Source organism: Streptomyces sp. NPDC028910 (assembly GCF_055564955.1).
In genome coordinates, this window is the sequence record NZ_JBVHVF010000001.1 from 371,305 (window position 1) to 397,715 (window position 26,411).

Here is a 26,411-nt window from a genome sequence, read left to right on the forward strand (position 1 = left end):
ACGGGCTATTGGGCGAAGAGGCTGCCCGACGCGACGCGCAGGACCAGCTGCGGGGCGCCCGAGAGGACGACGGCCGTGATCGCGGTGACGACGATCGCCGCCGCCACCGGCCAGGGGGTCTTCGCACGGGCCTCGGTCGCGGTAGCGGCAGCGGCAGCGGTCGCGCCCTCGATGCCTTCGGGCACGCGGAAGAGCAGGGCCGTCCACCGCAGGTAGTAGTACAGGGCGACGACGACGTTGACCGCCATGACCACGGCCAGCCAGCCCAGGCCCGCGTCGACCGCGGACCGGAAGACGGCGACCTTGGCGAAGAGTCCGATGATGCCCGGCGGCAGGCCTGCCAGGCAGAGCAGGAAGAAGGCCAGCGAGAGGGCGGCGAGCGGGCGCTCGGCGTAGAGGCCGCGGTAGTCGCTGATCCGGTGGAGCGGCTTGGTGCGGGCCACGAGGGCGGCCACGGCGAAGGCGCCGAGGTTCACGGCGGCGTACATCAGGGCGTAGGCGACGGTGGAGCCGATCTGGTCGCGTTCGGCGTACGCGGCGGCGGCGATCGGGACCAGCAGGTAGCCGGCCTGGCCGACCGAGGACCACGCGAGGAGCCGTACGGCACTGTTCGGCCGGTCCGCGGACTGGCGCAGCGCGGCGGCGTTGCCCAGGGTCATGGTGAGCGCGGCGAGGACGGCGAGGGCCGGGCCCCAGATCTCGGAGTACGCCGGGAAGGCGATCACCGTGACGAGGATGAGGCCGGTGAAACCGACGGCCTTGCCGATCACCGAGAGGTAGCCGGCGATGGGCAGGGGGGCGCCGACGTAGGTGTCGGGGACCCAGAAGTGGAAGGGGACGGCCGCTGTCTTGAAGGCGAAGCCGACGAGGGTGAGCGCGACGCCGGCCATGGCGAGGGTGTCGAGCTGCCCGGGGACCTCTTCGAGACGGTCGGCGACCTGGGTGAGGTGCAGGGAGCCGGTGGCGCCGTAGACGAAGCTGACGCCCATCAGCGACACGGCGGTGGCGGTGACGGAGGAGAGGAAGAACTTGAGGGCGGCCTCGGAGGAGAGCCGGTCGCCGCGGCGCATGCCGACGAGGGCGAAGGCGGGCAGCGAGGCGACCTCGAGGGCGACGATCAGGGTGGCGAGGTCGCGGGAGGCGGGCAGCAGGGCCGCGCCGGCGGCGGAGGAGAGCAGCAGGAACCAGTACTCGCCGGCGGGCATGCGCGTGTCGCGGACCGCGGTGACCGACAGCAGGGCGGTGACCAGGGCGCCGGCCAGCACCAGGAACTGGACGACGAGCGTGAAGTGGTCGGCGGCGTAGCTGCAGGCCGCCGGGTCGCCGATGAGGCAGAAGGTGGTGCGGTCGCCGGCGCGCAGCGGCAGCAGGGTGGCGGTCGCGGCGGCCAGGCCGGCCACGGAGATCCAGCCGAGGACGGGCTTGTGGCGCTCGGGCATGAAGAGGTCGGCGATCAGGACGACCAGGCCGACGGTGGCGGTGATCACCACGGGCGCGATGGCGAGCCAGTCGACGGACTGGACCAGGCTGGGGGTCTCGGCGGAGAGGACCGTCAGGGCCGTCATGAGTTGCCTCCTGCGAGGAGCTTCTGAACGGCCGGGTCGGTGAGGCCGAGGAGGACCGCGGGCCACAGGCCGGCGAGGACGGTGAGGGCGACGAGCGGGGTCCAGGCGGCGAACTCGTAGCGCTGGATGTCGGCGACGGCGAGCTTGGGACCGGCTTCGGGGTCTCCCATGCAGACGCGCCGTACGACGATCAGCAGGTAGGCGGCGGTGAGCAGGGTGCCGAACGCGCCGACGGCCGTGTACGTGAGGAACGCGGGGCGGGACAGGCCCTCGGCGGGGTCGAAGGCGCCGAAGAGGGCCAGCATCTCGCCCCAGAAGCCGGCCAGGCCCGGGAGGCCGAGGGAGGCGACGGCGCCGAAGGCGAGGAAGGCGCCGAAGCGGGGGGCGCGGCCGTAGAGGGCGGCGCCGGTCGCCCCGGCGAGGGTGTCGAGGTCGGCGGTGCCGTAGCGGTCCTTGAGGGCGCCGACGAGGAAGAAGAGGAGGCCGGTGATCAGGCCGTGGGCGATGTTGGCGAAGAGCGCGCCGTTCACTCCGGTGGGGGTCATGGACGCGATGCCGAGGAGGACGAAGCCCATGTGGCCGACGGAGGAGTACGCGATGAGGCGCTTGAGGTCGCCCTTGTTCCCCTTGCGGGCCAGCGCGAGGCAGGCGAGCGATCCGTAGACGATGCCGATGGCGGCGAAGGCGCCCAGGTAGGGGGCGAAGGTCTGCATGCCGTCGGGGGTGACGGGGAGCAGGATCCGGACGAACCCGTACGTGCCCATCTTGAGCAGGACACCGGCCAGCAGGACGGAGCCGACGGTGGGCGCGGCCGTGTGCGCGTCCGGCAGCCAGCTGTGCAGCGGCCACATGGGGGTCTTCACGGCGAGGCCGATTCCGATGGCGAGAACGGCCAGCAGCTGGGTGGTGTGGGTCAGTTCGCGGCCGTTGTCAGTGGCGAGTGCCACCATGTCGAAAGTGCCGCTCTTCAGTCCGATGAGCAGCAGACCGAGCAGCATGACGACGGAGCCGAGGAGGGTGTAGAGGATGAACTTCCAGGCGGCGGCCTGCCGCTGAGCACCGCCCCAGCGGGCGATGAGGAAGTACATCGGGATGAGGACCATCTCGAAGGCGAGGAAGAAGAGCAGCAGGTCGAGGACGGCGAAGGTGGCGAGGGTGCCGGACTCGAGTACGAGGAGCAGCGCGACGAAGGCCTGCGGGGAGGGGCCGTCGGGGAGCTTGAAGTAGCTGTAGAGCGCGCAGAGGAAGAACAGCAGCGCGGTCATCAGGAGGAGGGGGAGCGAGATGCCGTCGATGCCGAGGTGGATCCGGACGTTCAGCGCCTGGATCCAGCTGATGTCCGTCGTCGCCTGGAAGCGGGACGGGGCGTCGTGGTCGAAGCCCAGGGCGAGGGCGATCGCCGCGGCGAGGATCACGCCGGTCACGGTCACGCCGTGGCGCAGCACGGCCTGTTCGGGGCTGCGGCCCTTGAGGCCGGGCGGGGCCGGCAGGAGGGCCGCGGCGGCGCCGAGGAGCGGTGCGGCCACGATGAACGCCAGAAGGAACTGCATCACGGACGGGCTGATATCAATCACGGCTGACTCACGGCTCACGATCCGGCGTTGACGTTGGCGAGGACGGCGGTGGCGATCGCCAGGACCACGGCGCCGGCGAGCAGGGCACTCAGGTAGCTCTGCACGTTGCCGGTCTGGGCCCGGCGTACGAGGCTGCCGAGCAGCCGGGGGCCGGCGCCCGCGCCGCGGACGTACGTGTCCACGACCTCGCGGTCGAGGAAGCGGACGAGGCTCGCCGCCGCCCGGACGGGGCGCACGAAGAGCCGGTCGTAGACGGCGTCGAGGTGGAAGCCGTGGGCCGCGTGGCGGTACAGCGGGCCGAGGAGCGCGCGTCCGGGGTCGGGGGCGGTCCCGGCCGGGACGGCGGGGTGGTCGTGGGTGACCTCGGCGACCTCGGGGGTCTCGGCGGCGGACTCGGCGACCGCGGCGGCCACGCTGGCGTCCGGCGCGGGGCCGGTGCTGGGGGCGCCGGCGAGGGCGGCACCGGCGGGGACGCGGGCGGCGGCGCGCTGCCAGAGGGCGTAGGTGAGCATCGCGCCGATGGCCGCGGCGCCCGTTCCGAGGACCGAGGTGGTCAGGGTCGGGGTGAGTTCCCTGCCATCGAACCAGTCGGCGAGGGGGCCCGCCGCGAGGCCGAAGCCGATCGACGGGATCGCCAGCAGCCACAGCACGCCGGTCATGGCGACGGGCTCCTTGCCGTGGTCGGGGGCGGCGGCGCCCCGGCCGCGGAAGGCCATCAGCCACAGCCGGGTGGCGTAGGCGGCGGTGAGCAGGGCGGTCAGCACGCCGGCGGCCAGCACCACCCAGCCGGCAGCGCCGGGAGCGAGGTCCGAGTGGCCGGTCGCGGTGTGCTCGGCGGCGACGAGGACGGCTTCCTTGGAGAAGAAGCCGGCGAAGGGCGGGATCGCGGCGAGCGCGAGCAGCGCGATCGTCATCGTCCAGAAGGCGTCGGGGATGCGCTTGGCCAGGCCGTCCATCCGGGACATGGCGGCCAGGGAGTTCGTACCGGCGGCGTGGATGATCACGCCCGCGCCGAGGAAGAGGAGCGCCTTGAAGGCGCCGTGGGACAGGAGGTGGAAGACGGCGGCGCCGCGGTCGCCGACGGCCAGGGCGCCGGTCATGTAGCCGAGCTGGCCGACCGTGGAGTAGGCGAGCACCCGCTTGATGTCGTCCTGGGCGAGGGCGGCGAGGGCGGAGCCGATCATCGTGACGGCCGCCATGACGGCCATGACCACCAGCGCGGCGCGGGAGGCCGCGAAGACGGGCAGGAGGCGGGCGATGAAGTAGACACCGGCGGCGACCATCGTCGCGGCGTGGATCAGCGCGGAGACCGGGGTGGGGCCCGCCATGGCGTCGGGGAGCCAGGTGTGCAGCGGGAACTGCGCGGACTTGCCCGCGACGCCGGCGAGCAGGAGCAGCGCGATCAGCGTCGGGTGGTCGAGCCCGCCCGCGGCGACGGTGCCAAGGATCTTCGTGATCCGGAAGGAGCCGGCGTCGGCGGCGAGCGCGAACAGGCCGATGAGGAAGGGGACGTCACCGAGCTTGGTGACGAGGAAGGCCTTCAGGGAGGCGGAGCGGGCCGCCTCGGTCTCCCAGTAGTGGCCGACCAGGAAGTACGAGCAGATGCCCATGATCTCCCAGCCGACCAGCAGCACCATCAGGTCGCCGGAGTAGACGACGAGCAGCATGGCGGAGGTGAACAGTGAGACGAGAGCGGCATACGACGGGTAGCGCGGGTCCTCACGGAGGTACGCCGTCGAGTAGAGCTGTACGCACGTGGCGACGACACCGACCAGGACGGCGACCAGCACGGCGAAGCCGTCCAGGTGGAGCGAGAGCTCGATCGGCACCGAGCCGGTCGGGGTCAGCTCGGTCGCGGTGTCGATCGCTTTGCCGCCGCCGTGCCGGAAGGCGACGAGCACGGCCAGTACGGCGGCGCCGAGCGTCGGCAGGATCGCGAGCGGCCGGACGAATCCGGGGGCGCTGCGGCCGAACAGCAGTCCCGCCACCGCGCCCAGGAAGGGGAGCAGCGGGACGAGGACCGCGAGGGTCGTGGTGCTCACGCGGTGACCTCGCTCTGGTTGTTCGCGGCGGGCTCGTGGCCCTCGGCGGTGTCGCGCAGCCGGTCGACGTCCGAGGTGCCCCGGTTGCGGTACACCATCAGCACGATCGCGAGGCCGATGCCGATCTCGGCGGCGGCGATGGCGATGGTGAAGAGGGTGAGGGCCTGGCCGGCGTGCAGGGCGTCGCGCAGCCAGACGTCGAAGGCCACCAGGTTGAGGTTGACGGCGTTGAGCATCAGCTCGACGGACATCAGGACCAGGATGGCGTTGCGGCGGGCGAGTACTCCGTACAGGCCCGTGCAGAAGAGCAGCGCCGCGAGCACGGCGGGGTAGGCGAGGTGCATCAGCGCTGACCCTTCTTCTCGCCGGAGCCGGCCGGGGTGGCGGCATCGGCGGGGTCGTCCCTGCGGGACAGCATGATGGCCCCGATCAGGGCCGCGAGGAGGAGGACGGAGAGCGCCTCGAAGGGCAGCACCCAGTGCTGGAAGAGGATCTCGCCGGAGACCTTCGTGGAGCCCTGGACCGGGCCGTCGAGGTCGATCCAGGTCGTGCGGAAGGCGTCGACGACGACCCAGACCAGCGCCACGGCCGAGACGGCGGCCACGCCGAGCGCGATCCAGCGGTTGCCGGAGTCCGCGTCCGGGGAGCGGCCGATGGGCGCCTTGGTGAGCATCAGCCCGAAGAGGAGGAGGACGACCACGGAACCGAGGTAGATGAGGACCTGGACCCAGGCGATGAACTCGGCGGTCAGCAGCAGGTACTCGACGGCGATGCCGCCGAGCGCGACGACCAGCCAGAGGGCGGCGTGCACCAGCTGCTTGGTGGTGACCGTGACGAGGGCCGCGCCGAGGGTGGCGAGGCCGACGAGGACGAAGGAGATCTCGACGCCGGTCGGGGAGAGGAAGCCGGGCCCGTTGGCGGCGGCTGCGGCCAGGGTGGCGGCGGGGGTCACGCGTCTCCCTCCGGGGTCGGGGTGGTCGGCGGTTCGGTTTCGGCGGCCTGGGCAGCGGCTTCGGCTTCGGCAGCGGCGGCGGCTGCCGCGGCGGCTTCGGCCTTCTCCACGGCCTTGCGGGCGGCGGCGATCTCCTTGGGCTCCTCGGCGGCCGGGTCCAGCGCGGGCGGGGCCGGGACGGTCCACATCCACTCGCGGAGCTTGTCGCGCTCGTGGGTCAGCTCGTGGATGTCGGTCTCCGCGTACTCGAACTCCGGCGACCAGAAGAGGGCGTCGAAGGGGCACACCTCGATGCAGATACCGCAGTACATGCAGAGGGAGAAGTCGATGGCGAAGCGGTCGAGGACGTTACGGCTGCGCTCGCGGCCACCGGGGGTGGACGCGGGGACCGTCTCCTTGTGGGAGTCGATGTAGATGCACCAGTCGGGGCACTCACGGGCGCAGAGCATGCAGACCGTGCAATTCTCCTCGAACAGTCCGATGACGCCGCGGGAGCGGGGCGGGAGTGCGGGCTGGACGTCGGGGTACTGGGCCGTGTGCGAGCGCTTCGTCATCGTGCGCAGCGTGACGGCCAGACCCTTGGCGAGGCCGGATCCGGGGATGGGCATCAGTTGATCGCCACCTTCACGATGCCGGTGAGCGCGATCTGGGCGAGCGCGAGCGGGATGAGTGTGGTCCAGGCGAGCTTCTGGAGCTGGTCCTCGCGCAGGCGTGGGTAGCTGACGCGGAGCCAGATCACGACGAAGGCGAGGATCGCGGTCTTGAGCAGGGTCCAGACCCAGCCGAGGCCGTCGGCGCCGAAGGGGCCCTGCCAGCCGCCGAGGAAGAGGACGGTGGTGAGGGCGCAGAGCACGACGATGCCGGCGTACTCGGCGAGGAGGAACAGTGCGAAGCGCAGGCCCGTGTACTCGGTGTACGCGCCGAAGATGATCTCGGAGTCGGCGACGGGCATGTCGAAGGGGGGCCGCTGCAGTTCGGCGAGGCCGGCGGTGAAGAAGACGAGCGCGCCGACGATCTGCCAGGGCAGCCACCACCACTCGAAGCTCTCGACGATGCCGGGGAGGGAGACCGTCCCGGCGGCCATGGCCACGGACGCGGCAGCCAGCAGCATGGGGAGTTCGTAGGCGAGCAGCTGGGCGGCGGTGCGCAGGCCGCCGAGCAGGGAGAACTTGTTCGCGGAGGCCCAGCCGGCCATGAGGGAGCCGAGGACACCGACGCCCATGACGGCGAGCACGAAGAACACGCCCGCGTCGATGATCTGGCCGACGGCGCCCTCGCCGGGGCCGATGGGGATGGCGAGGAGGACGAGGAGGTACGGCAGCAGGGCGACGGCGGGAGCCAGCTGGAAGATCCGGCGGTCGGCGTTGGCCGGGACGATGTCTTCCTTCTGCGCGAACTTCACGCCGTCGGCGACGAGCTGGGCCCAGCCGTGGAAGCCGCCGGCGTACATGGGGCCGAGGCGGCCCTGCATGTGGGCCATCACCTTGTGCTCGGTCTGCCCGACGACGAGCGGGAGCACGAGGAAGACGGCGAAGACGACGATCAGCCGCAGGGCGACGTCGAGGACGTCGTTCACGCGTCGCCTCCGGGGTCGTTGGTGGGCCGGTCGCCTGCGGCGGGCTCGGCAGGGGGGGTGGGTGGCGTGGCCGTCGACTGCTTGCCTGCGGCGGGCTCGGGCTTCGTCTCGGCGGAGACGGGGCCGTCGCCTGCGGCCGGCTCGGCGGAGACGGGGGCGGCGCCTGGCCTGGGCTCGGGCGGCGCGTCCTTCGGGGTGGCCGGGGGCGGGCTCGTGGGGCCTTCGCCGGTTGGGGTGGTTCGGCCGGGCTGCGGTTCCTCGAAGGCGGGCTTCGGGTCGTGCCAGGGGGCGTCCGCGCTGCGGGGGGCCCGCCGCCGGGTCGGCTGCGGCTCGGGCGCGGGGGTCTGGCTCGCCGAGCCGTCGCCCGCCGAGCGGGTGCGGCGGGGCGGACGCGGGGCGTCGGCCTCCGGTGCTGCCGGAGCGGCCTGGCTCGCCGAGCCCTCCGCGACCGAGCGGGTGCGGCGCGGCGGGCGCGGCGGAGCCTCGGTCCCCGGGGTCTGCGAAGCCGAGGTCTGCGAAGCCGGGGTCTGCGTAGCCGGGGTCTGCGAAGCCAGGGTCTGGGAAGCCAGGGTCTCCGTCGCCCCGGTTTCCGTCGCCGGGGACAGCGTGCCGGGGGACTGCGTGGCCGAGCCTTCGGTGGCCGAGCGGGTGCGGCGGGGCGGGGTGCCCTCGCGCGGGGTGCGGGCGGCCGCACCGGCGGCGCCGGCCGCGCGCGGGGTACGGGCCGGGCGGGCCGCGGCAGGCGGGAGCTGGCCCTTCATCGGGCCCCAGTCATTGGGATCCGGGACGCCCGGCGGGAGCATCTGGCGGCGCTTCGGGGCGTCCGGGTCATGGGCCTCGCCCGGTTCCTTGGCGCCGGGCCAGGCCTTGGCGACGCGCGCGGCCAGCACGAAGTCCTTGCGCAGCGGGTGGCCCTCGAAGTTCTCCGGCAGGAGGAGGTGCACCAGGTGCGGGTGGTCGGTGAAGACGACCCCGAACATCTCGAAGGTCTCGCGCTCGTGCCATTCCGCGCCCGCGTACACGGCGACGGCCGAGGGCAGCGAGGGAGAGGCGTGCGGGACGGTCGTGCGCAGCAGGAGTCGGCGTACGCGGTGGTTCTCCAGCGAGACGACGTGCGCGCAGATCCGGAAGCCGGTGCCGGGCTCGTCCACCGCGCTCAGCCAGTCGAAGTACGTGCAGCCCAGCTTGTCCCGGGCGATTTCGAGGGAGGAGATCCAGGAGCCGACCGGAACGTCGACCGTCAGGACATCGTACGCGTACGAGCCCACGGCCTCCTCGCCGAAGACCGTCGGCGCCGCGTCCGGAAGGGAGTCGTAGAGGTTCATGCCTGAGCTCCCGGCGCGGACGGGGGCGTGACCAGGCCGCTCGTGAGCTGGGAGACCGACGGCCCCGCCGCGTAGCGGTCCGCCAGCGACTCGCGGGCGATCTTCTCCTGGAGCTTGAGGATGCCCTGGAGGAGCGCCTCCGGGCGCGGCGGGCAGCCCGGGACGTAGACGTCGACCGGGATGATCTGGTCGACGCCCTTGGTCACGGAGTACGAGTCCCAGTACGGGCCGCCGCAGTTGGAGCAAGCGCCGAAGGAGATGACGTACTTCGGCTCGGGCATCTGCTCGTAGAGGCGCTTCACGGCCGGGGCCATCTTGTCCGTGACGGTGCCCGAGACGATCATGAGGTCCGCCTGGCGGGGACCCGGCGCGAAGGGGATCACGCCGAGGCGGATGAAGTCGTGCCGGGCCATGGACGCGGCGATGAACTCGATCGCGCAGCAGGCCAGGCCGAAGTTGAAGACCCACAGGCTGTACCGGCGGCCCCAGTTGAGGACCACCTTCATCGGTTCCGGGGCCAGGCGGGAGAGGACTCCGAGCCGCTTGGGCTCCGGGAGCAGAACGCCCTCGGTCGGCGTCACAGCCGGTGTCACGTCCATTCGAGGACGCCCTTCTTGTACGCATAGAGCAGGCCGACGGCCAGGAAGCCCAGGAAGATGAACATCTCCACCAGGGTCGTGGCGCCGTAACCGGCGGCGGCGAACACCGTCGCCCACGGGAACAGGAAGATCGAGTCGACAGCGAAGATGACGTAGAGGAAGGCGTAGACGTAGTAGCGGACCTGGGTGTGCGCCCAGCCCTCGCCGACCGGGTCCACGCCGCATTCGTACGTCAGCAGCTTCTCGTGCGTCGGGACCACGGGCCGCAGCAGGCGGCCGGCGCCGAAGGCCACGGCCACGAAGAGCACACCGAGGGCGGCCAGCAGACCCACGACCGAATAGCTCCGGAAGTAGTCCGCCGCGAGCACGGTTACGGTCGATACCGTTGGTTCGGGCACGTCCGTTCCTCGCTCCTCGGTCACTGTCGACGATCTGGTACGGACGGGAGTCTAGGGCCTGCCTCACACGGGGTGGGGTTATCCCCCGTTCACAGCACCCCGGCCACCCCATGGCATCACCTGCCCGCGCTTGACAGGCTGTGGCGCATGACCACGAGCCGTGCCCTCCCCGACAACGACCGGCCTCCCTCCGTGCGCGCCGTCTTCAGCGCCGTGACCTGGAAGGAGATCGCGTATCTGGTGACCAATCTGCCGGTGGCGATCGTCGGTTTTGTTTACGCAGTTGTCATGGTTTCCGGCACGGGCGGTCTTTCCGTGACCGCGGTCGGACTTCCGCTGCTCGCATGCGGTCTCTATCTGTCTCGGCAATTGGGACGGCTGGACCGGGCACGCGCCCGCGCGCTGCTGGGCGTACGGGTGGACGAGCCGACCCCGATCCCCGGTCCGAAGCGGTCCGGCGGATTCTTCCCCTGGCTGTGGACGAGCATCAAGGACCCGGTCGGCTGGCGGACCGTGCTCTACCAGCTGGTCCGGCTGCCGTGGGGGGTACTCACCTTCACGGTAGCGCTGACCGGCCTGTTCGTGCTGTGGCCGGTGCTGCCGTACTTGGTGCGGCTGATGGCGAACGCGGACCGGGCGATGGTACGGGGGCTGCTGTCGCCCTCCGACGACCTGGAGCGGCGGATCGCGGAGCTGGAATCCGACCGGGGCGTGGTGGTGGACACCGCGGCGGCCGACCTGCGGCGCATCGAGCGGGATCTGCACGACGGGGCGCAGGCGCGGCTGGTGGCGCTGGCCATGGGGCTGGGCCTGGCGAAGGAGAAGCTGCTGGAGGACCCGGAGGGCGCGGCGGCGATGGTCGACGAGGCCCACGGGGAAGTGAAGCTGGCGCTCCAGGAGCTGCGGGACCTCGCGCGGGGGATCCACCCGGCGGTGCTGACGGACCGGGGGCTGGACGCGGCGCTGTCGTCGGTGGCGGCGCGGTGCGTGGTGCCGGTGAAGGTGTCGGTGGACCTGCCGGCGGCTCGGCCGGCGGAGGCGATCGAGGGGATCGCGTACTTCGTGGTGTCCGAGCTGCTGCAGAACGTGAGCAAGCACGCGGGGGCGGGGGCGCGGGGCGCGAGCGTGGAGGTGTGGCGGGCGGGGGCGAGGCTGCTGATCCGGGTGTCGGACGACGGGCGGGGCGGGGCGGCCATGTCGAAGGGGACGGGGTTGGCGGGGCTCGCGGAGCGGTTGGGGGCGGTGGACGGGGTCCTCGTGCTGGACTCTCCCGAGGGGGCGGGGACGGTGGTCACGGCGGAGCTGCCGTGGCGGGACCGGGGGTGAGCCCCCGGGCCCCGCGCCTCAAACGCCGGCGAGGCTGGAATGTGCGGCGCCGCTTCCTGGGGCTCCGCCCCAGACCCCGCGCCTCAAACGCCGGCGGGGCTGGAGTTGTGCGGCGGGGGACGGGTGAGGGGGCCTGGTGGGGTTAACCCCCGGGTGGAGATGCCTACTCGCCGCATGGTTCGGGTGGGGGCGGGGCGGCAGGGTGAGGGAGTAGCGGAAGACCGGAGAGGCGGGGCGGGATCATGGACAACGGCAAGGGCACGGGCGGTGGTGTCGGTGCGGTGCTTCGGGCTCCGGTCGCGGGGCGGACCTGGCGGGAGTTCGCGTACCTGCTGGTCGGGCTGCCGCTGAGCACGCTGTACTTCTCGCTCACCGTCACGGGCGTGAGCCTCGGCGCCGGGCTGCTCGTCACCTTCCTCGGTGTTCCGGTCCTCGCCGGGGTGCTCGCCATGTGCCGCGGTTTCGGACAGCTGGAGCGGGTCCGGGTGCGCGCGCTGCTCGGGGCGGACATCGCCGGCCCGGCGCCGATCCGGGCGAAGAAGCCCGGCCCCCTCGCCGCCATGGGTGCCCTGCTCAAGAGCGGGAGCGCGTGGCGCCACGCGCTGTACAGCGTCGTCCACTTCCCGTGGGCGCTGTTCGGCTTCTGCCTGGCACTGACGTTCTGGGCGTGCGGTTGGGCCCTCCTGCTGTACCCGGTCTGGTTCTGGGTCTTCCCGGCCTACACCGACCAGCCCGGTCTGCAGCTCTTCCAGAACGACGACTACGCCTTCTACCTGGACTCTCCCTTCGCGATCGCCCTCACCTGTCTGGTCGGACTGGCCTTCACCCTCGCCACCCCGTGGGTGATCCGGGCCCTGACCACCGTCGACCGGGTCATGGTCGGCGGCCTGCTCGGGCGGTCCCGCCTGGCCAGCCGCGTCACCGAGCTGGAGTCCGACCGGGGGGTGGTCGTGGACACCGCCGCCGCCGACCTGCGGCGCATCGAGCGCGATCTGCACGATGGGGCGCAGGCCCGGCTGGCGGCGCTCGCGATGGATCTGGGCCTGGCGAAGGAGAAGCTGACCGAGGACCCGCGGGCCGCAGCCCGGCTGGTGGACGAGGCGCACGGAGAGGTGAAGATCGCCCTCCGGGAGCTGCGCGAGCTGGCCCGCGGGATCCACCCGGCCGTACTGACCGACCGCGGACTCGACGCGGCGTTGTCGTCGGTGGCCGCGCGCTGCACGGTGCCGGTACGGGTGGCCGTGGATCTCCCGGCCCGGCCCGCGGCGGCGATCGAGGGGATCGCGTACTTCACGGTCTCGGAGCTGCTGCGGAACATCAGCGAGCACGCCCGGGCCCGGTCGGCCTCGGTGGACGTGTGGAAGTCGGGCGACCGGCTGCTGATCCAGGTCGCCGACGACGGCCGGGGAGGCGCGAGCCCCCGGGCCGGGACGGGGCTGGCGGGCCTGACGGAGCGGCTGGACGCCGTGGACGGGGTGCTGGTCGTCGACTCTCCCGCGGACGGCGGGACGACGGTCACGGCGGAGCTGCCCTGGCGCGCCGCCTGACACGTAACGTACCTCTTGACGTACCTCTTGCGGATCTTGCCGGCTCCAGCCGCCCCCGCCCATGCCCACGCCGCCCCGCCCCGCCCCGGCCCGTGGCCACCCCCGCCCGCGCCGCCCCTCGGCCCCGTACGAGAAAACTCTCCCCGTACGCCCACGTCTTGTCCCGGCTCTGCCTTCACTGGGACTTAAGGCTGGGATGCTTGGCTGAGTCCGGTAGAACGGGAAAACGAGTGGACGCGGGAGCTGCTGAGTCGTGGAAGACAGCGTGCGGGTGGTCATCGCCGAGGATTCAGTGCTGCTGCGTGAGGGCCTGACCCGGCTGCTGACCGACCGGGGGCATGACGTCGTGGCGGGCGTCGGGGACGCGGAAGCCCTGCTCAAGACGGTGGCGGAGCTGGCGGCCGAGGACGCGCTGCCGGATGTGGTCGTGGCCGACGTACGGATGCCGCCCACCCACACCGACGAGGGCGTACGGGCCGCCGTGCGGCTGCGCCGCGCCTACCCCGGGATAGGCGTGCTCGTGCTGTCTCAGTACGTGGAGGAGCAGTACGCCACCGAGCTCCTGGCCGGTTCCAGCACCGGGGTGGGGTACCTGCTCAAGGACCGGGTGGCCGAGGTGCGGGAGTTCCTGGACGCGGTGGTGCGGGTGGCCCGGGGCGGTACGGCCCTGGACCCCGAGGTCGTCGCCCAGCTGCTCGGCCGCAGCCGGAAGCAGGACGTCCTGGCGGGTCTGACCCCGCGCGAGCGCGAGGTGCTCGGGCTGATGGCCGAAGGCCGCACCAATTCCGCCGTGGCGAAGCAGCTGGTCGTGAGCGACGGAGCGGTGGAAAAGCACGTCAGCAACATCTTCATGAAGCTGGGCCTCTCACCGAGTGACGGGGATCACCGGCGTGTACTGGCCGTTCTCACCTATCTGAAATCTTGATCGACTGACAATCTGTCAGATACGGCATACCGGTCGGGCCGTCCCAACGGGCGGTCCTACGGTCCAGAATGTGGCCGCTCCTGGGGACCTGAATCCTGCCGACGTAGGGTTGGTTCTAGGGGGTGCTCACGCCTCGAAGGAGGTCCAGTTCAGTGACCAGCCAGGTCAGCAGCCCAGCCGAGCAGGCCGACGGGGCTGGGGGTGCGGTTGTCGGTGGACAGCGCTCCCCGGCGAGTCCCGGCGGCAAGGAAGTACGCCGTCTCGATCGTGTGATCATCCGATTCGCGGGTGACTCCGGTGACGGTATGCAGCTCACCGGTGACCGGTTCACCTCGGAGACGGCGTCGTTCGGTAACGACCTGTCCACGCTGCCGAACTTCCCCGCCGAGATCCGCGCCCCCGCCGGAACCCTGCCGGGCGTCTCCTCCTTCCAGCTGCACTTCGCCGACCACGACATCCTCACCCCGGGCGACGCCCCGAACGTGCTGGTGGCGATGAATCCGGCGGCGCTGAAGGCGAACATCGGGGACGTGCCGCGCGGCGGGGAGATCATCGTCAACACCGACGAGTTCACCAAGCGCCCCATGGCCAAGGTCGGCTACGAGACCTCGCCGCTGGAGGACGGCTCGCTGGCGGCGTACAACCTCCACCCGGTGCCGCTGACCACCCTGACGGTCGAGGCGCTGAAGGACTTCGGGCTCTCCCGCAAGGAGGCCGAGCGCAGCAAGAACATGTTCGCGCTGGGCCTGCTGTCGTGGATGTACCACCGGCCCACCGAGGCCACCGAGGCCTTCCTGCGCCAGAAGTTCGCGAAGAAGCCCGAGATCGCCGAGGCGAACATCGTCGCCTTCCGGGCCGGCTGGAACTTCGGCGAGACGACGGAGGACTTCGCGGTCTCCTACGAGGTCGCCCCCGCGACCAGCGCCTTCCCCACCGGCACCTACCGCAACATCTCCGGCAACCTGGCCCTCTCGTACGGACTCATCGCCGCGAGCCAGCAGGCCGACCTGCCCCTCTACCTGGGCTCCTACCCGATCACCCCGGCCTCCGACATCCTGCACGAGCTGTCGAAGCACAAGAACTTCGGCGTGCGGACCTTCCAGGCCGAGGACGAGATCGCCGGTATCGGCGCGGCGCTCGGCGCGGCCTTCGGCGGGGCGCTCGGGGTGACCACCACCTCCGGGCCCGGTGTGGCGCTCAAGTCGGAGACGATCGGTCTCGCGGTGTCGCTGGAGCTTCCGCTGCTGATCGTGGACATCCAGCGCGGCGGTCCCTCCACCGGCCTGCCGACGAAGACGGAGCAGGCGGACCTCCTCCAGGCCATGTTCGGCCGCAACGGCGAGGCCCCCGTCCCGATCGTGGCCCCGCGGACCCCCGCGGACTGCTTCGACGCCGCCCTCGACGCGGCCCGGATCGCCCTCACCTACCGGACCCCGGTCTTCCTGCTCTCCGACGGCTACCTCGCCAACGGATCCGAACCGTGGCGGATCCCGGAGGTCACGGACCTGCCCGACCTGAAGGTCAAGTTCGCCACGGACGCGAACCACACCCTCGCCGACGGCACCGAGGTGTTCTGGCCCTACAAGCGGGACCCGGAGACCCTCGCCCGGCCCTGGGCCGTCCCCGGCACCCCGGGCCTGGAGCACCGCATCGGCGGCATCGAGAAGCAGGACGGCACCGGCAACATCTCCTACGACCCGGCCAACCACGACCTCATGGTCCGTACCCGCCAGGCCAAGATCGACGGCATCGAGGTGCCCGACCTCGACGTGGACGACCCGGACGGAGCCACCACCCTGGTCCTCGGCTGGGGGTCCACCTACGGCCCCATCACGGCCGCCGTCCGCCGGCTGCGGAGCGCCGGACTCCCCATCGCCCAGGCCCATCTGCGCCACCTCAACCCCTTCCCCAGGAATCTCGGGGAGGTCCTGAAGCGTTACGAGAAGGTAGTGGTGCCGGAGATGAACCTCGGGCAGCTCGCCACCCTGGTCCGGGCGAAATACCTGGTCGACGCCCAGTCGTACAACCAGGTCAACGGAATGCCGTTCAAGGCGGAGCAGCTCGCCACGGTTCTCAAGGAGGCCATCGATGACTGAGGTGACCGAAGGGGCTCGGGTCACCGAGGGAGCCCGCACGCTGCTCTCGCTGGTGCCCAAGGCCGAGTCCAAGCAGTCCATGAAGGACTTCAAGTCGGACCAGGAGGTCCGCTGGTGTCCCGGCTGCGGTGACTACGCCGTGCTCGCCGCCGTCCAGGGCTTCATGCCCGAGCTGGGGCTGGCGAAGGAGAACATCGTCTTCGTCTCCGGCATCGGGTGCTCCTCGCGCTTCCCGTACTACATGAACACGTACGGGATGCACTCCATCCACGGCCGCGCGCCCGCCATCGCCACCGGCCTCGCCACGTCCCGCCGCGACCTGTCCGTCTGGGTCGTCACGGGCGACGGCGACGCGCTGTCCATCGGCGGCAACCACCTCATCCACGCCCTGCGCCGCAACGTCAACCTCAAGATCCTCCTCTTCAACAACAGGATCTACGGCCTGACCAAGGGGCAGTACTCCCCCACGTCGGAGATCGGCAAGATCACCAAGTCGACGCCGATGGGCTCGCTGGACGCGCCCTTCAATCCGGTGTCGCTGGCGATCGGCGCCGAGGCCTCGTTCGTCGCCCGCACCGTCGACTCCGACCGCAAGCACCTGACCGAGGTGCTGCGCCAGGCGGCCGACCACCAGGGCACGGCCCTCATCGAGATCTACCAGAACTGCAACATTTTCAACGACGGCGCCTTCGAGGTCCTCAAGGACCAGGACCAGGCGCGCGACGCCGTGATCAGGCTGGAGCACGGCCGGCCGATCCGCTTCGGCACGGACGACGCGAAGGGCGTCGTGCGCAATCCGGCCACCGGAGACCTGGAAGTCGTCGAGGTCACCCCGGCCAATGAGGCGCAGGTCCTGATCCACGACGCGAAGGCCGCCAGCCCCACCACTGCCTTCGCGCTCTCCCGCCTTGCCGACCCGGACACCCTGCACCAGACCCCCATCGGGGTCTTCCGCAGCGTCGAACGGCCCGTCTACGACACCCTCATGGCCGACCAGCTCGACACGGCCATCGACCAGAAGGGCAAGGGCGACCTCGGCGCCCTGCTGACCGGCAACGACACGTGGACCGTCGTCGGCTGACCTGCCCGACGCGACACGGCCGCCTCGAAGCCCGGATCTCCCAGGAGATCCGGGCTTCGGCGTGGTGACCGGCGAGCTCTCCGGCGACACCGCCTGGAGCCTCACGGAGTACACGGCCGAGGTGTCGGCGCAGAGCGGCAAGGAGATCGCGTACACCGAGGTCCCGGCCGACGAGCACCTGTCGATCCTGACCGGCGCCGGAGTGCCCGAGGGCTTCGCGGCCATCCTCGTCGACGTGGACGCGGCGATCGCGCGGGGCCGGCTGGCGGGCACCAGCGGGGACCTGGCCCGGCTGATCGGGCGGCCGACGACCCCGGTGGCCGAGGCGATCAGCTCCGCGCTGGCCTGACCCGTGGCGGACGCGGCCCCGCACGCCCCGAAAGTGTCATGAGTATCTCGCGATAACGGGCATGACATCCGGCCCGTGCAGCGATACGGTCGTGAAGTTGGCTGGAAGTCGCACAGGAGGCCCCGTGAAGGCGGAGAACGAGCAGCGCACGGGTTTGCTCTACGGATTCGGCGCATACGGGATGTGGGGGCTGGTCCCCCTCTTCTGGCCGCTCCTCAAGCCTTCCGGGGCCGTCGAGATCCTCGCCCACCGCATGGTCTGGTCCCTGGCCGTGGTGGGGCTGGCGCTGCTCGCGCTGCGCCGCTGGGGCTGGATACGGGAGCTGGTCCACCAGCCCCGCAAGCTCGGCCTGACCGCGCTGGCCGCCCTGATCATCACCGTGAACTGGGGCGTCTACATCTGGGCCGTCAACAACGGACAGGTCGTCGAGGCGAGCCTCGGCTACTTCATCAACCCGCTGGTCAGCATCGCCATCGGGGTGCTGGTGCTCGGTGAGCGGCTGCGCCACGCGCAGTGGGTGGCGGTCGGCCTCAGTTTCGTCGCCGTGCTGGTGCTCGCCATCGGCTACGGGCGCCCGCCGTGGATCTCGCTGATCCTGGCCTTCTCCTTCGCGACGTACGGGCTGATCAAGAAGAAGCTCAACATGGGTGGCCTGGAATCGCTGGCCGCCGAGACGGCCGTACTGTTCCTGCCCGCCCTCGGATACGTGCTGTGGCTGGGCGTCCAGGGCCAGTCCACCTTCGCCTCGCACGGCGTCGGACACGCGCTCCTGCTGGCCGCGACCGGGCTGGTCACCGCGATCCCGCTGGTGTGCTTCGGGGCGGCCGCCATCCGGGTCCCGCTGTCCACCCTCGGACTGCTTCAGTACATGGCCCCGGTGTTCCAGTTCGGGCTCGGCGTCCTGTACTTCCACGAGGCCATGCCGCCCGAGCGCTGGGCCGGCTTCTCCCTGGTGTGGGCCGCGCTCGCCCTCCTGACCTGGGACGCGCTGCGTACGGCGCGGCGGACGCGGGCCGGCTTCGAGGTGGCGCCGGCCGTCGTGCCGGCACCGGCCCGCGAGCCCGCGTAACGGGCGGCTCCACGGCCGCGCAACGGGCCAGGCGCGGGCCACGCGCGGGCCACGCGCGGGCCACGCACCAGCAAACGCTCCACCCTCACGATCCCCGGCACGGACCACCCGTGCCGGGGATCGTCCGTTTTCCGAACTGCCCTGACCGAATTATGGTCTTGACGGACAGTCACACTCTCGCTGACCATCAGGCTCGCACTGACGCACGAACGCTCACCTGCTCTATCCCGCACGTTCCGTCAAATCCCCGCGGAATCCCGGAGCCCCCACATGAGCCTGTCCGTCTCCCGGCGCCTTGCTGCCGTGACCGTTTTCGCGGTCGCGGGCCTGTTCGCCTCCACCGCCCCCGCCGCACTCGCCGCCCCCACGGCGGTCGCCGCGGCGCCGACGCCGCCCGACATACCGCTGGCCAACGTCAAGGCCCACCTGTCGCAGCTCTCGACCATCGCCGCCAACAACGGCGGCAACCGCGCCCACGGCAGGGCCGGCTACAAGGCGTCGATCGACTACGTGAAGGCCAAGCTCGACGCGGCCGGTTTCACCACCACCCTGCAGACCTTCACCACCAGCGGCGCCACCGGCTACAACCTCATCGCCGACTGGCCGGGCGGCGACCCGAACTCGGTCCTGATGGCCGGCGCGCACCTGGACTCGGTGTCCTCGGGAGCGGGCATCAACGACAACGGCTCCGGCAGCGCGGCCGTCCTGGAGACGGCCCTGGCCGTCTCCAGGGCCGGCCTGCAGCCCACCAAGCACCTGCGCTTCGGCTGGTGGGGCGCGGAGGAGCTGGGCCTGGTCGGGTCGAAGTACTACGTGAACAACCTGCCGACCGCCGAGCGGGCCAAGTTCGCCGGGTACCTGAACTTCGACATGATCGGCTCGCCGAACCCGGGCTACTTCGTCTACGACGACGACCCGACGATCGAGCAGACCTTCAAGAACTACTACGCCGGCCTCGGGGTCCCGACCGAGATCGAGACCGAGGGCGACGGCCGCTCCGACCACGCCTCCTTCAAGAACGTGGGCATCCCCGTCGGCGGCCTGTTCACCGGCGCCAGCAACACCAAGACCTCCGCGCAGGCCCAGAAGTGGGGCGGCACCGCCGGTCAGGCCTTCGACCGCTGCTACCACTCCTCCTGCGACGGCCTGTCGAACATCAACGACACCGCCCTCGACCGCAACGCCGACGCCGTCGCGTACGCGATCTGGCACCTCGGCGCGGCCACCCCGGTCCCGCCGGGCCCGTCCTTCGAGAACACGACGGACGTGAGCATTCCGGACTCCCCCGCCCCCGCGGTGAGCTCGTCGATCACGGCTTCCGGTGTCACCGGCAACGCGCCCGCCACCACCAAGGTCGACGTGAACATCGTCCACACCTACCGCGGTGACCTGGTGGTCGACCTGGTCGCCCCCGACGGCACCGTCTACAACCTGCACAACCGCAGCGGTGGCAGCGCCGACAACCTCGTCCAGTCCTACACCGTCAACGCCTCCGCGGAGGTGGCCAACGGGATCTGGAAGCTCCAGGTCAAGGACGTGGCCGCGCAGGACGTCGGCTACATCAACAGCTGGAAGATCACCTTCTAGGGCTGCCGGCACCAGGGGGACACCCCCTAGCCGCGCGACGCGGGCTGCGGGTCCTGTATGCGGGCCCGCAGCTCCTCGGCGACCGCGCCGATGTCCGCCCGGCCCAGCTTGGCCGCCTCGACCAGGTCGCCGAGGACCTCCGGTGAGGGCAGTTGCCTGGCCCCGGCGACGCGCAGGTACGAGCGGGTCGCGGCGGCCGCGTAGAACTCGTTCATCGGGGATTCCAGCGCCGGGCACACCGCGAGGGTGTGCAGAAACGCGGCGGCCCGCCACGCGGTGTCCGGGGCGGGCTGTTCGGGCACCAGGACGAGGTCGTTCTGGTGCCGGGCGACGGCGGCTGCCACCCCGGAGGGGTCCCACACGGCGGGATCGGACGGGAGATGGTGGGCCAGAGCGGTCCAGGCCCACTCCATGGTGATCTTCAATTGCCGAACCGCTCCTGGAAGTAGCCCCAGTGGTCGGCGAACTCCTCTATGCCGGAAAGGAAGTTCTCCCGGTCCTCGTCGAGTTCGCGTTCCGTGACCTCGGTGATCAGCGCGGTGACCGTCGTCCCCAGTGCCGCCGCGCGCGCCTTCAGGCGTTCGTGGAACTCTTCGTTCAGGCGGATGGTGACGTGTCTCGACATGCCCAACACCGTACAGCGGGCGCGCTGTACGGGCAGCAGGAAAGCCGGAAGGGTGGGCAGGGACACATCCCCGCCCACCCTTCCGGCGCGCTCTCGCGTCGGGCGACTACTCCTCGACCACGTGGTGCCTACTTGTTGGCGTCGGCCGCCTTCACCAGCGCGTCCTTGGTCACCGCGCCGACGTAGACCTTGCCGTCGTCCGTGACCAGGGCGTTGACCAGGCGGGTCGACAGGACCCGGCCCTCACCGAACTTCCCGGTGACCTTGTCCCCGAGGGAGTCGAGGAACTGCTTGGCCTCCTTGGGGGCGTTCTTGTCGTTCTCCAGGTCCTTGAGGCCCTTGCCCGCCCCGGAGTCGATCCGCGCGATGGTCGCCCAGCCCTCGCCGAGCACCTTCACGTCGCCGTCGCCGTTCGCCCCGCCCATCAGGCCGCTCAGGCCCGGGAAGGACTCCAGCGCCTTGAACTCCTTGCCCTCGTCGAGGCCGGACCCCTTCCCGCCCTCGGTCAGCTTGGCGCCCTTGGGCACGGTGAAGGCGAAGGTGTCGGCGGACGGCTTGGCGAAGTCGACCTTGGTGAAGCCGGCGTCCACGATCGGCTTGCCGCCCTGGGCGGAGAGCAGCTGCACGCGCAGCGGTACGCCGTTCTTGGCGTCCACCGCGATCTGCACCGAGCCGACCGTGGAGCCGCTCTGCTTCGGCTTGAGCACCAGCTGGTAGGCGTCCCGTCCGGCCACCTGCGCGGTGTCGCCCACGCTGATGTCGGTGGTCGGGCCCGCGGCCTTCAGGATCTCCTCGGCCAGCTGCTGGGGCGAGGCGGCCAGCCGGTCCCCCGTCTTGTGCTCCTTGCCGTTGCCCTTGCCCGCGCCCTTGCCGTTGCCCTCGCCCTTGCCCGCCTCGGGGCTCTTCTCGTGGAAGACCTCGTTGGACTTGGAGTCGTAGCCCCACACGTCGTCGCCGTTGTGGATGAGGCTGTACTCGTCCTTGCCGTCCAGGAACGTGAGCCTCTGGCGGTCCGGGCCGTCGGCCGCGACGCGGAAGGTGTGCGTACCGTTCGCCAGCTGCGCGAGCTTGTCCTCCGGGTTGGCCGAGCCTCCCGCGACGCCACCGCCGCCGAGCAGCCCGGTCGCGATCTTCGGCAGGCCCAGGTCCGTGCTGATCTTGGCCGTGCCCGACAGCTGCTGCACCTCCGAGGCGGCGACCTTCTCGATGAGCTGCTGCGCCGTCACCTTCGGCAGGTCGGGCCCGCCGGCGTTGGCGAAGGCCGGGACCATCGCTACGGTCGCCGCGGCCACACCCGCCACCGCGACCGGTACGGCGTACCGGGCGACCTTGCGAGAAGTCTTCGTGTTCGCTGCCATGTCAGTGCCCTGCCCTCTGTGTCGACGGCGGCGACCCCCGTGTCGCCGCGCTCACCCGATCTGGTGGGGTTGATGAATCCATCTCACCAAACCGGCGGCGCGCGGGCGTCAGTCCCCGGACGCAACTGCGCGTACGACCGTGGGATGACATGCGAAGGGCCCTCCCGCCCCGACCCGTAGGGGTCATGGGGCGGAAGGGCCCGTTCCGCAACTGCCGGTTCTAGCCGGCGCGGTGCACGACCGCGTCGCAGAGCTCTTCGAGCGCCGACTTCGCGAAGCACTCGGGCAGCGGCGCGAGCGTGGCCCGCGCGTCCTGCGCGTACCGGATGGTGTCGCGGCGGGCCTGCTCCAGGGCCGGGTGCGCCCGCAGCCGGGCGAGCACCTCGGCGTGGCGGGCGTCGTCCGTCAGGTCCCCGTCCAGGAGGCCTACGAGCTCCAGGTCCTCCGGGGCGCCGCCCTGGGCGGCCATCTCGCGCAGCCGCAGCACGGGCAGCGTCGGGATGCCCTCGCGCAGGTCGGTGCCCGGGGTCTTGCCGGACTCGTGCGCGTCGGAGGCGATGTCCAGGACGTCGTCGGCGAGCTGGAAGGCGGTGCCGAGCCGCTCGCCGTACTGGGTCAGGATGTCGACGACGGACTCGTCCGCGCCGGACATGAGCGCGCCGAAGCGGCCGGAGACCGCGATCAGCGAACCCGTCTTGCCCGCGATGACGTCCAGGTAGTGGGCGACCGGGTCGCGGCCGTCGCGCGGACCGGCCGTCTCCAGGATCTGCCCCGTCACCAGCCGCTCGAAGGCCTCGGCCTGGATGCGTACGGCCTCGGGCCCGAGGTCGGCCAGGATGTGCGAGGCGCGGGCGAACAGGAAGTCACCCGTGAGGACGGCCACCGAGTTGCCCCAGCGGGTGTTGGCGCTGTCCACTCCCCGGCGCACGTCCGCCTCGTCCATGACGTCGTCGTGGTAGAGCGTCGCCAGGTGCGTGAGCTCGACCACCACGGCGGACGGCACGATTCCGGGCGCGTACGGATCGCCGAAACGGGACGCGAGCATCACGAGCAGCGGCCGGAACCGCTTGCCTCCGGCCCGGACCAGGTGTTGTGCGGCCTCGGTGATGAAGGGGACTTCGCTCTTGGTGGCCTCCAGCAGACCCGCCTCGACGGCGGCCAGTCCGGCCTGGACATCGGTCTCAAGAGCCTGGTCCCGCACGCTCAGTCCGAACGGCCCGACGACGGTCACGAGGGGTACTCCTGTCTGCTGACGATCACGCTGACGATCACATGGATTGTCGATGTGTCGCTGCCATCACTCAAGCCAGCGTATCGGGTCTGTTTTCGATCACCGAGAGCGCCTTCCCGGCCACCCTCCCCACACTGCCCGATGAGCACCGGTATGTTCTTGTAGAGCCGAAAAAGCCGGAGAATCCATTTTGCCCAGAATGGCAACCGGCGCGGAGGAGCCCGCTGAGCCCGAGGCGATGGGTGGCTGACCCTGATGATCATCCGTACCGACTTCCCGTACGAGACCACCCGCGAGGATGTCCGGATCCCGCTCCCCGACGGCGTGGAGCTGTACGCCCGGATCTGGCGCCCGGTGACGGACGAGCCGGTTCCGGCCCTGCTGGAGTACCTCCCGTACCGGCTCACCGACTGGACCGCGCCGCGTGACTGGCAGCGCCACCCCTGGTACGCGGGGCACGGCTACGCCTCCGTACGGGTCGACGTGCGCGGGCACGGGTGCAGCAGGGGCCGCCCCGGCGACGCGTACGACGCCCGCGAGCTGGCCGACGGGGTCGCGGTGGTGGAGTGGCTGGCGGCGCAGCGGTGGTGCACCGGGTCGGTGGGGATGTTCGGGATCTCCTGGGGCGGATCCAACTCCCTCCGGATCGCCGCTCTGGCCCCCGAACCGCTCAAGGCGATCGTCACCGTCTGCTCGACGGACGACCGGTACGACAACGACGTGCACTCCATGGGCGGCTCGGTGCTGGCCGTGGACACGCACGCCTGGGCGGCGGCCATGCTGGCCTTCGCCTCCCGGCCGCCGGACCCGCTGTTCGTGGGCGACGGCTGGCGCGGGCAGTGGCTGGACCGGCTGGAGGCGGTGGAACCGCTGATCCACACCTGGCTCTCCCACCAGACGCGCGACGGCTACTGGCGCCGCGGCAGCGTCCGCGAGGACTATGGGGCGATCGGCGCCGCGGTGCTCGCGGTGGGCGGCTGGCACGACCCGTACCGGGACACGGTGCTGCGGCTGGTCGAGCACCTGCCGCCGGGCCGCGTACGGGGCCTGATCGGGCCCTGGTCGCACCAGTACCCGGACCGCGGGCTGCCGCCCGGGCCGGCGATCGGCTTCCTCCAGGAGACCCTGCGCTGGTGGGACCACTGGCTCAAGGGGGCGGACAACGGGGTGATGGAGGAGCCGCTACTGCGCGCCTGGATCAGCGGCTCGCACCCGCCGGCGACGGTGTACGAGGAGCTCCCGGGCCGCTGGGTCGGGGAGAGGGCCTGGCCCCCGGCGTCCGTGACCCCCGTCCCGTACGTGCTCCAGGGCGCGCCGGTGGCCGTCGCCTCCCCGCAGCACACCGGGCTGGACGCGGGCCGGTTCATCCCCTTCGGCAAGGACGCCGACCTGCCGCCGGACCAGCGGGAGGAGGACGCGAAGTCGGCCTGCTTCGAGTTCCCGGTGGGGGGCGAGGGGCCGGTGGAGGTCCTGGGCCGGCCGTCGGTGAGCCTGCGGCTGCGGCTCGACGTGCCGTACGGGCAGGTCGTGGCCCGGCTGTGCGACGTCGCCCCGGACGGCGCCTCCACCCTGGTCACGCGGGGCGCGCTGAACCTCTCCGCCCGCCAGGGCCGGGACCGGGCGGTCCCGTGGCCGGTGGGCTCGTACGAGGACGTCACCTTCGAGCTGAACGGCATCGGGCACGCCTTCGCGCCGGGGCACCGGATCCGCCTCGCCGTGTCCTCCGCGTACTGGCCGTGGATCTGGCCGCGGGCCGGGTCCGAGGCCGGCTGGACGCTGGACCCGGTGGGCAGCGCGCTGACCCTCCCGGTCCGGGCCGGCTCCGCGGGGTCCGCCGCGTCCGCCGGGTCCGCCGCCGTGGACGGGGGGATCGTTTTCGAGGCGCCGGAGCAGGCGCCGCCGCTGGGGGTCGCCGTCCCGGCCACGCTGGACGAACCGCGCCCGGAACGGCTGGTCGTACGGGACGTCGCGCGCGGGACGTGGCGGCTGGAGGTGGACCCGCGGTACGGGGGCACCCGGGTGTACCCGGACGGCCTGGAGTGCGACGAGGACGCGGTGGAGGTGTACGAGATCCAGGACGGCGACGCGTTGTCGGCGCGGACCCGGTCGCAGTGGCGGATCCGGCTCCACCGGCCCGAACTGGGGTGGGACGCGCGGGTGGAGACCCGGTCGGAGATCTCGTGCGACGAGGGCGGCTTCCTGACGTCGAACGAGGTGGTGTGCCGGGAGGGGGACGAGGTGGTCTTCCACCGCACGTGGGAACGCCGCCTGCCGCGTGCCGCGGGCTGAACCGCCCTGGCGGGCGGCCCCGGGGCTCCGCCCCAGACCCCGCGCCTCAAACGCCGGCGGGGCTGGATTTGGTCAGCCGAACAACCGCTCCAGGACCACCGCGATGCCGTCCTCCTCGTTCGAGAGGGTCACCTCGTCGGCCACCGCCACCAGCTCCCGGTGCGCGTTCGCCATCGCCACCCCCCGCGCCGCCCACGCGAACATCGGGATGTCGTTCGGCATGTCGCCGAAGGCGATCGTCGACGACGGTCCGAGCCCCAGGACCGCCGCCGCCAGTGCCAGCCCGCTCGCCTTGTCGACGCCCGGCGGCTGGAGTTCCACGGTGTGCTCCCCGGCCATCGTCACGTTGACCAGGTCGCCCACCACCGACCGTGCGACGCGCGTCAGCTCGTCGTCGTCCAGCTCCGGGTGCTGGAGCAGCACCTTGTTGATCGGCGAGGCCCACAGGTCGGCCCGCCTCGGCACACGCACCGTCGGCAGGTGCGGGTGCCACATCCGGTAGCCAGGCCCTATCAGCATCTCGGCGTCCACCCCCTCCTGGTTGACCGCCGCGTAGACCTCGCCGATCTCCGCCTCGATCTTGCCGAGGGCCACCTCGGCCAGTTCCCGGTCCATGGACACGGAGTGCAGCAGGCGTCCGCACGCCGCGTCGTACACCTGCGCGCCCTGCCCGCACACCGCGAGCCCCGTGTACCCGAGCCCGTCCAGGACATGTCGGACCTGTGGAACCGGGCGGCCGGTGACGATGATGTGCTGGGCGCCGGCCGCGCGAGCCGTCGCGAGCGCCTCGTACGAGCGGGCGGAGACGGTGTCCCCGGCGCGCAGCAGAGTCCCGTCCAGGTCAGTGGCGATCAAGGCATAGGGGAGGGCCGGAGGCGGGGCGGAAGTCACGGCGCC

23 protein-coding genes and 1 pseudogene are annotated in these 26,411 nt (G+C 71.5%); 9 read left to right on the top strand and 15 right to left on the bottom strand.

Annotation, left to right across the window (positions count from 1 at the left end; genetic code table 11):
- Positions 1 to 5: 5 nt before the first annotated feature.
- From ACZ4TV_RS01755 to ACZ4TV_RS01800, 10 genes are read right to left on the bottom strand one after another with little or no spacing between them, the layout of a single operon-like run.
- Positions 6 to 1,565, bottom strand: coding sequence for an NADH-quinone oxidoreductase subunit N (locus tag ACZ4TV_RS01755; protein WP_468129539.1), 1,560 nt, complete (start codon positions 1,563 to 1,565; stop codon positions 6 to 8).
- On the bottom strand, positions 1,562 to 3,115 hold the full coding sequence (locus tag ACZ4TV_RS01760) for a complex I subunit 4 family protein (RefSeq protein WP_468129906.1): 1,554 nt from the start codon (positions 3,113 to 3,115) through the stop codon (positions 1,562 to 1,564). The genes ACZ4TV_RS01755 and ACZ4TV_RS01760 overlap by 4 nt, the downstream gene beginning before the upstream one ends.
- A 38-nt stretch (positions 3,116 to 3,153) precedes the next feature.
- Positions 3,154 to 5,181 (bottom strand): NADH-quinone oxidoreductase subunit 5 family protein, encoded by a 2,028-nt coding sequence (locus tag ACZ4TV_RS01765; protein ID WP_468129541.1) that lies wholly within the window; start codon positions 5,179 to 5,181, stop codon positions 3,154 to 3,156.
- Complete coding sequence (nuoK, locus tag ACZ4TV_RS01770; protein ID WP_030726044.1) at positions 5,178 to 5,525, bottom strand: NADH-quinone oxidoreductase subunit NuoK; 348 nt, start codon at positions 5,523 to 5,525, stop codon at positions 5,178 to 5,180. The genes ACZ4TV_RS01765 and nuoK overlap by 4 nt, the downstream gene beginning before the upstream one ends.
- A complete protein-coding gene (locus tag ACZ4TV_RS01775) occupies positions 5,525 to 6,133 on the bottom strand; it encodes an NADH-quinone oxidoreductase subunit J family protein (RefSeq protein WP_468129544.1) in 609 nt (202 codons plus the stop codon). Before ACZ4TV_RS01775 ends, nuoK begins: the two co-directional genes overlap by 1 nt.
- A complete protein-coding gene (locus ACZ4TV_RS01780) occupies positions 6,130 to 6,744 on the bottom strand; it encodes a NuoI/complex I 23 kDa subunit family protein (RefSeq protein WP_468129908.1) in 615 nt (204 codons plus the stop codon). The genes ACZ4TV_RS01775 and ACZ4TV_RS01780 overlap by 4 nt, the downstream gene beginning before the upstream one ends.
- Positions 6,741 to 7,709 (bottom strand): complex I subunit 1/NuoH family protein, encoded by a 969-nt coding sequence (locus ACZ4TV_RS01785; protein ID WP_468129546.1) that lies wholly within the window; start codon positions 7,707 to 7,709, stop codon positions 6,741 to 6,743. Before ACZ4TV_RS01785 ends, ACZ4TV_RS01780 begins: the two co-directional genes overlap by 4 nt.
- Entirely contained in the window at positions 7,706 to 9,034 is a 1,329-nt protein-coding gene (locus ACZ4TV_RS01790; protein WP_468129548.1) for an NADH-quinone oxidoreductase subunit C, read from the bottom strand. The genes ACZ4TV_RS01785 and ACZ4TV_RS01790 overlap by 4 nt, the downstream gene beginning before the upstream one ends.
- The gene (locus ACZ4TV_RS01795) at positions 9,031 to 9,633 is read right to left on the bottom strand and encodes an NADH-quinone oxidoreductase subunit B (RefSeq protein WP_468129550.1); all 603 of its coding nucleotides are present in this window, start codon (positions 9,631 to 9,633) and stop codon (positions 9,031 to 9,033) included. The genes ACZ4TV_RS01790 and ACZ4TV_RS01795 overlap by 4 nt, the downstream gene beginning before the upstream one ends.
- Positions 9,624 to 10,031: an NADH-quinone oxidoreductase subunit A gene (locus ACZ4TV_RS01800; protein ID WP_030710243.1), complete on the bottom strand. Its 408-nt coding sequence runs from the start codon at positions 10,029 to 10,031 to the stop codon at positions 9,624 to 9,626. Before ACZ4TV_RS01800 ends, ACZ4TV_RS01795 begins: the two co-directional genes overlap by 10 nt.
- Before the next feature lie 147 nt (positions 10,032 to 10,178).
- Here ACZ4TV_RS01800 and ACZ4TV_RS01805 point away from each other — a divergent pair, with 147 nt between their 5' ends.
- The 8 genes and pseudogenes from ACZ4TV_RS01805 to ACZ4TV_RS01840 all read left to right on the top strand — a co-directional run bounded on the left by ACZ4TV_RS01805 (position 10,179) and on the right by ACZ4TV_RS01840 (position 20,011).
- A complete protein-coding gene (locus ACZ4TV_RS01805) occupies positions 10,179 to 11,357 on the top strand; it encodes a sensor histidine kinase (RefSeq protein ID WP_468129552.1) in 1,179 nt (392 codons plus the stop codon).
- A gap of 242 nt (positions 11,358 to 11,599) precedes the next feature.
- On the top strand, positions 11,600 to 12,904 hold the full coding sequence (locus tag ACZ4TV_RS01810; protein WP_468129554.1) for a sensor histidine kinase: 1,305 nt from the start codon (positions 11,600 to 11,602) through the stop codon (positions 12,902 to 12,904).
- Positions 12,905 to 13,169: 265 nt separating this feature from the next.
- Positions 13,170 to 13,829 (top strand): response regulator transcription factor, encoded by a 660-nt coding sequence (locus ACZ4TV_RS01815; protein ID WP_468129910.1) that lies wholly within the window; start codon positions 13,170 to 13,172, stop codon positions 13,827 to 13,829.
- 152 nt (positions 13,830 to 13,981) lie between these two features.
- Positions 13,982 to 15,925 (top strand): 2-oxoacid:acceptor oxidoreductase subunit alpha, encoded by a 1,944-nt coding sequence (locus ACZ4TV_RS01820; RefSeq protein WP_468129556.1) that lies wholly within the window; start codon positions 13,982 to 13,984, stop codon positions 15,923 to 15,925.
- Positions 15,918 to 17,006 carry a 2-oxoacid:ferredoxin oxidoreductase subunit beta gene (locus ACZ4TV_RS01825; RefSeq protein WP_468129558.1) on the top strand — a complete coding sequence of 363 codons (1,089 nt, stop codon included), beginning with the start codon at positions 15,918 to 15,920 and terminating at the stop codon, positions 17,004 to 17,006. The genes ACZ4TV_RS01820 and ACZ4TV_RS01825 overlap by 8 nt, the downstream gene beginning before the upstream one ends.
- A gap of 73 nt (positions 17,007 to 17,079) precedes the next feature.
- Positions 17,080 to 17,355 (top strand): annotated as a pseudogene (locus ACZ4TV_RS01830) (KR domain-containing protein); the annotation flags it as partial.
- 124 nt (positions 17,356 to 17,479) lie between these two features.
- On the top strand, positions 17,480 to 18,424 hold the full coding sequence (gene rarD, locus ACZ4TV_RS01835) for an EamA family transporter RarD (RefSeq protein ID WP_468129560.1): 945 nt from the start codon (positions 17,480 to 17,482) through the stop codon (positions 18,422 to 18,424).
- Between the two features lie 270 nt (positions 18,425 to 18,694).
- Positions 18,695 to 20,011 carry a M28 family metallopeptidase gene (locus tag ACZ4TV_RS01840; RefSeq protein WP_468129563.1) on the top strand — a complete coding sequence of 439 codons (1,317 nt, stop codon included), beginning with the start codon at positions 18,695 to 18,697 and terminating at the stop codon, positions 20,009 to 20,011.
- A 26-nt stretch (positions 20,012 to 20,037) separates the two neighbouring features.
- On the opposite strand, the gene ACZ4TV_RS01845 is transcribed toward ACZ4TV_RS01840, so the two are convergent.
- The 4 genes from ACZ4TV_RS01845 to ACZ4TV_RS01860 all read right to left on the bottom strand — a co-directional run bounded on the left by ACZ4TV_RS01845 (position 20,038) and on the right by ACZ4TV_RS01860 (position 23,225).
- Entirely contained in the window at positions 20,038 to 20,436 is a 399-nt protein-coding gene (locus tag ACZ4TV_RS01845) for a hypothetical protein (protein WP_468129565.1), read from the bottom strand.
- Positions 20,433 to 20,636 (bottom strand): hypothetical protein, encoded by a 204-nt coding sequence (locus ACZ4TV_RS01850; RefSeq protein WP_234343264.1) that lies wholly within the window; start codon positions 20,634 to 20,636, stop codon positions 20,433 to 20,435. Before ACZ4TV_RS01850 ends, ACZ4TV_RS01845 begins: the two co-directional genes overlap by 4 nt.
- 128 nt (positions 20,637 to 20,764) lie before the next feature.
- Positions 20,765 to 21,994, bottom strand: a complete 1,230-nt coding sequence (locus tag ACZ4TV_RS01855; protein ID WP_468129567.1) for a LolA family protein — start codon at positions 21,992 to 21,994, stop codon at positions 20,765 to 20,767.
- Positions 21,995 to 22,214: 220 nt separating this feature from the next.
- Positions 22,215 to 23,225, bottom strand: a complete 1,011-nt coding sequence (locus ACZ4TV_RS01860; RefSeq protein ID WP_468129569.1) for a polyprenyl synthetase family protein — start codon at positions 23,223 to 23,225, stop codon at positions 22,215 to 22,217.
- A gap of 255 nt (positions 23,226 to 23,480) precedes the next feature.
- Between ACZ4TV_RS01860 and ACZ4TV_RS01865 the strand changes: the two genes are divergently transcribed.
- Positions 23,481 to 25,514, top strand: coding sequence for a CocE/NonD family hydrolase (locus ACZ4TV_RS01865; RefSeq protein ID WP_468129571.1), 2,034 nt, complete (start codon positions 23,481 to 23,483; stop codon positions 25,512 to 25,514).
- A gap of 72 nt (positions 25,515 to 25,586) precedes the next feature.
- Here the strand turns inward: ACZ4TV_RS01865 and ACZ4TV_RS01870 are convergent, their stop codons facing one another.
- Positions 25,587 to 26,405, bottom strand: a complete 819-nt coding sequence (locus ACZ4TV_RS01870; protein ID WP_468129573.1) for a Cof-type HAD-IIB family hydrolase — start codon at positions 26,403 to 26,405, stop codon at positions 25,587 to 25,589.
- Positions 26,406 to 26,411: the final 6 nt, after the last annotated feature.

What these genes read in the sequence shown, in the direction of transcription:
- ACZ4TV_RS01755 (WP_468129539.1), bottom strand. Translation starts at nt 1,565, where the DNA reads ATGACGGCCCTGACGGTCCTCTCCGCCGAGACCCCCAGCCTGGTCCAG.
- ACZ4TV_RS01760 (WP_468129906.1), bottom strand. Translation starts at nt 3,115, where the DNA reads ATGCAGTTCCTTCTGGCGTTCATCGTGGCCGCACCGCTCCTCGGCGCC.
- nuoK (WP_030726044.1), bottom strand. Translation starts at nt 5,525, where the DNA reads ATGCACCTCGCCTACCCCGCCGTGCTCGCGGCGCTGCTCTTCTGCACG.
- ACZ4TV_RS01790 (WP_468129548.1), bottom strand. Translation starts at nt 9,034, where the DNA reads ATGAACCTCTACGACTCCCTTCCGGACGCGGCGCCGACGGTCTTCGGC.
- ACZ4TV_RS01795 (WP_468129550.1), bottom strand. Translation starts at nt 9,633, where the DNA reads ATGGACGTGACACCGGCTGTGACGCCGACCGAGGGCGTTCTGCTCCCG.
- ACZ4TV_RS01805 (WP_468129552.1), top strand. Translation starts at nt 10,179, where the DNA reads ATGACCACGAGCCGTGCCCTCCCCGACAACGACCGGCCTCCCTCCGTG.
- ACZ4TV_RS01810 (WP_468129554.1), top strand. Translation starts at nt 11,600, where the DNA reads ATGGACAACGGCAAGGGCACGGGCGGTGGTGTCGGTGCGGTGCTTCGG.
- ACZ4TV_RS01825 (WP_468129558.1), top strand. Translation starts at nt 15,918, where the DNA reads ATGACTGAGGTGACCGAAGGGGCTCGGGTCACCGAGGGAGCCCGCACG.
- ACZ4TV_RS01840 (WP_468129563.1), top strand. Translation starts at nt 18,695, where the DNA reads ATGAGCCTGTCCGTCTCCCGGCGCCTTGCTGCCGTGACCGTTTTCGCG.
- ACZ4TV_RS01850 (WP_234343264.1), bottom strand. Translation starts at nt 20,636, where the DNA reads ATGTCGAGACACGTCACCATCCGCCTGAACGAAGAGTTCCACGAACGC.
- ACZ4TV_RS01855 (WP_468129567.1), bottom strand. Translation starts at nt 21,994, where the DNA reads ATGGCAGCGAACACGAAGACTTCTCGCAAGGTCGCCCGGTACGCCGTA.
- ACZ4TV_RS01865 (WP_468129571.1), top strand. Translation starts at nt 23,481, where the DNA reads ATGATCATCCGTACCGACTTCCCGTACGAGACCACCCGCGAGGATGTC.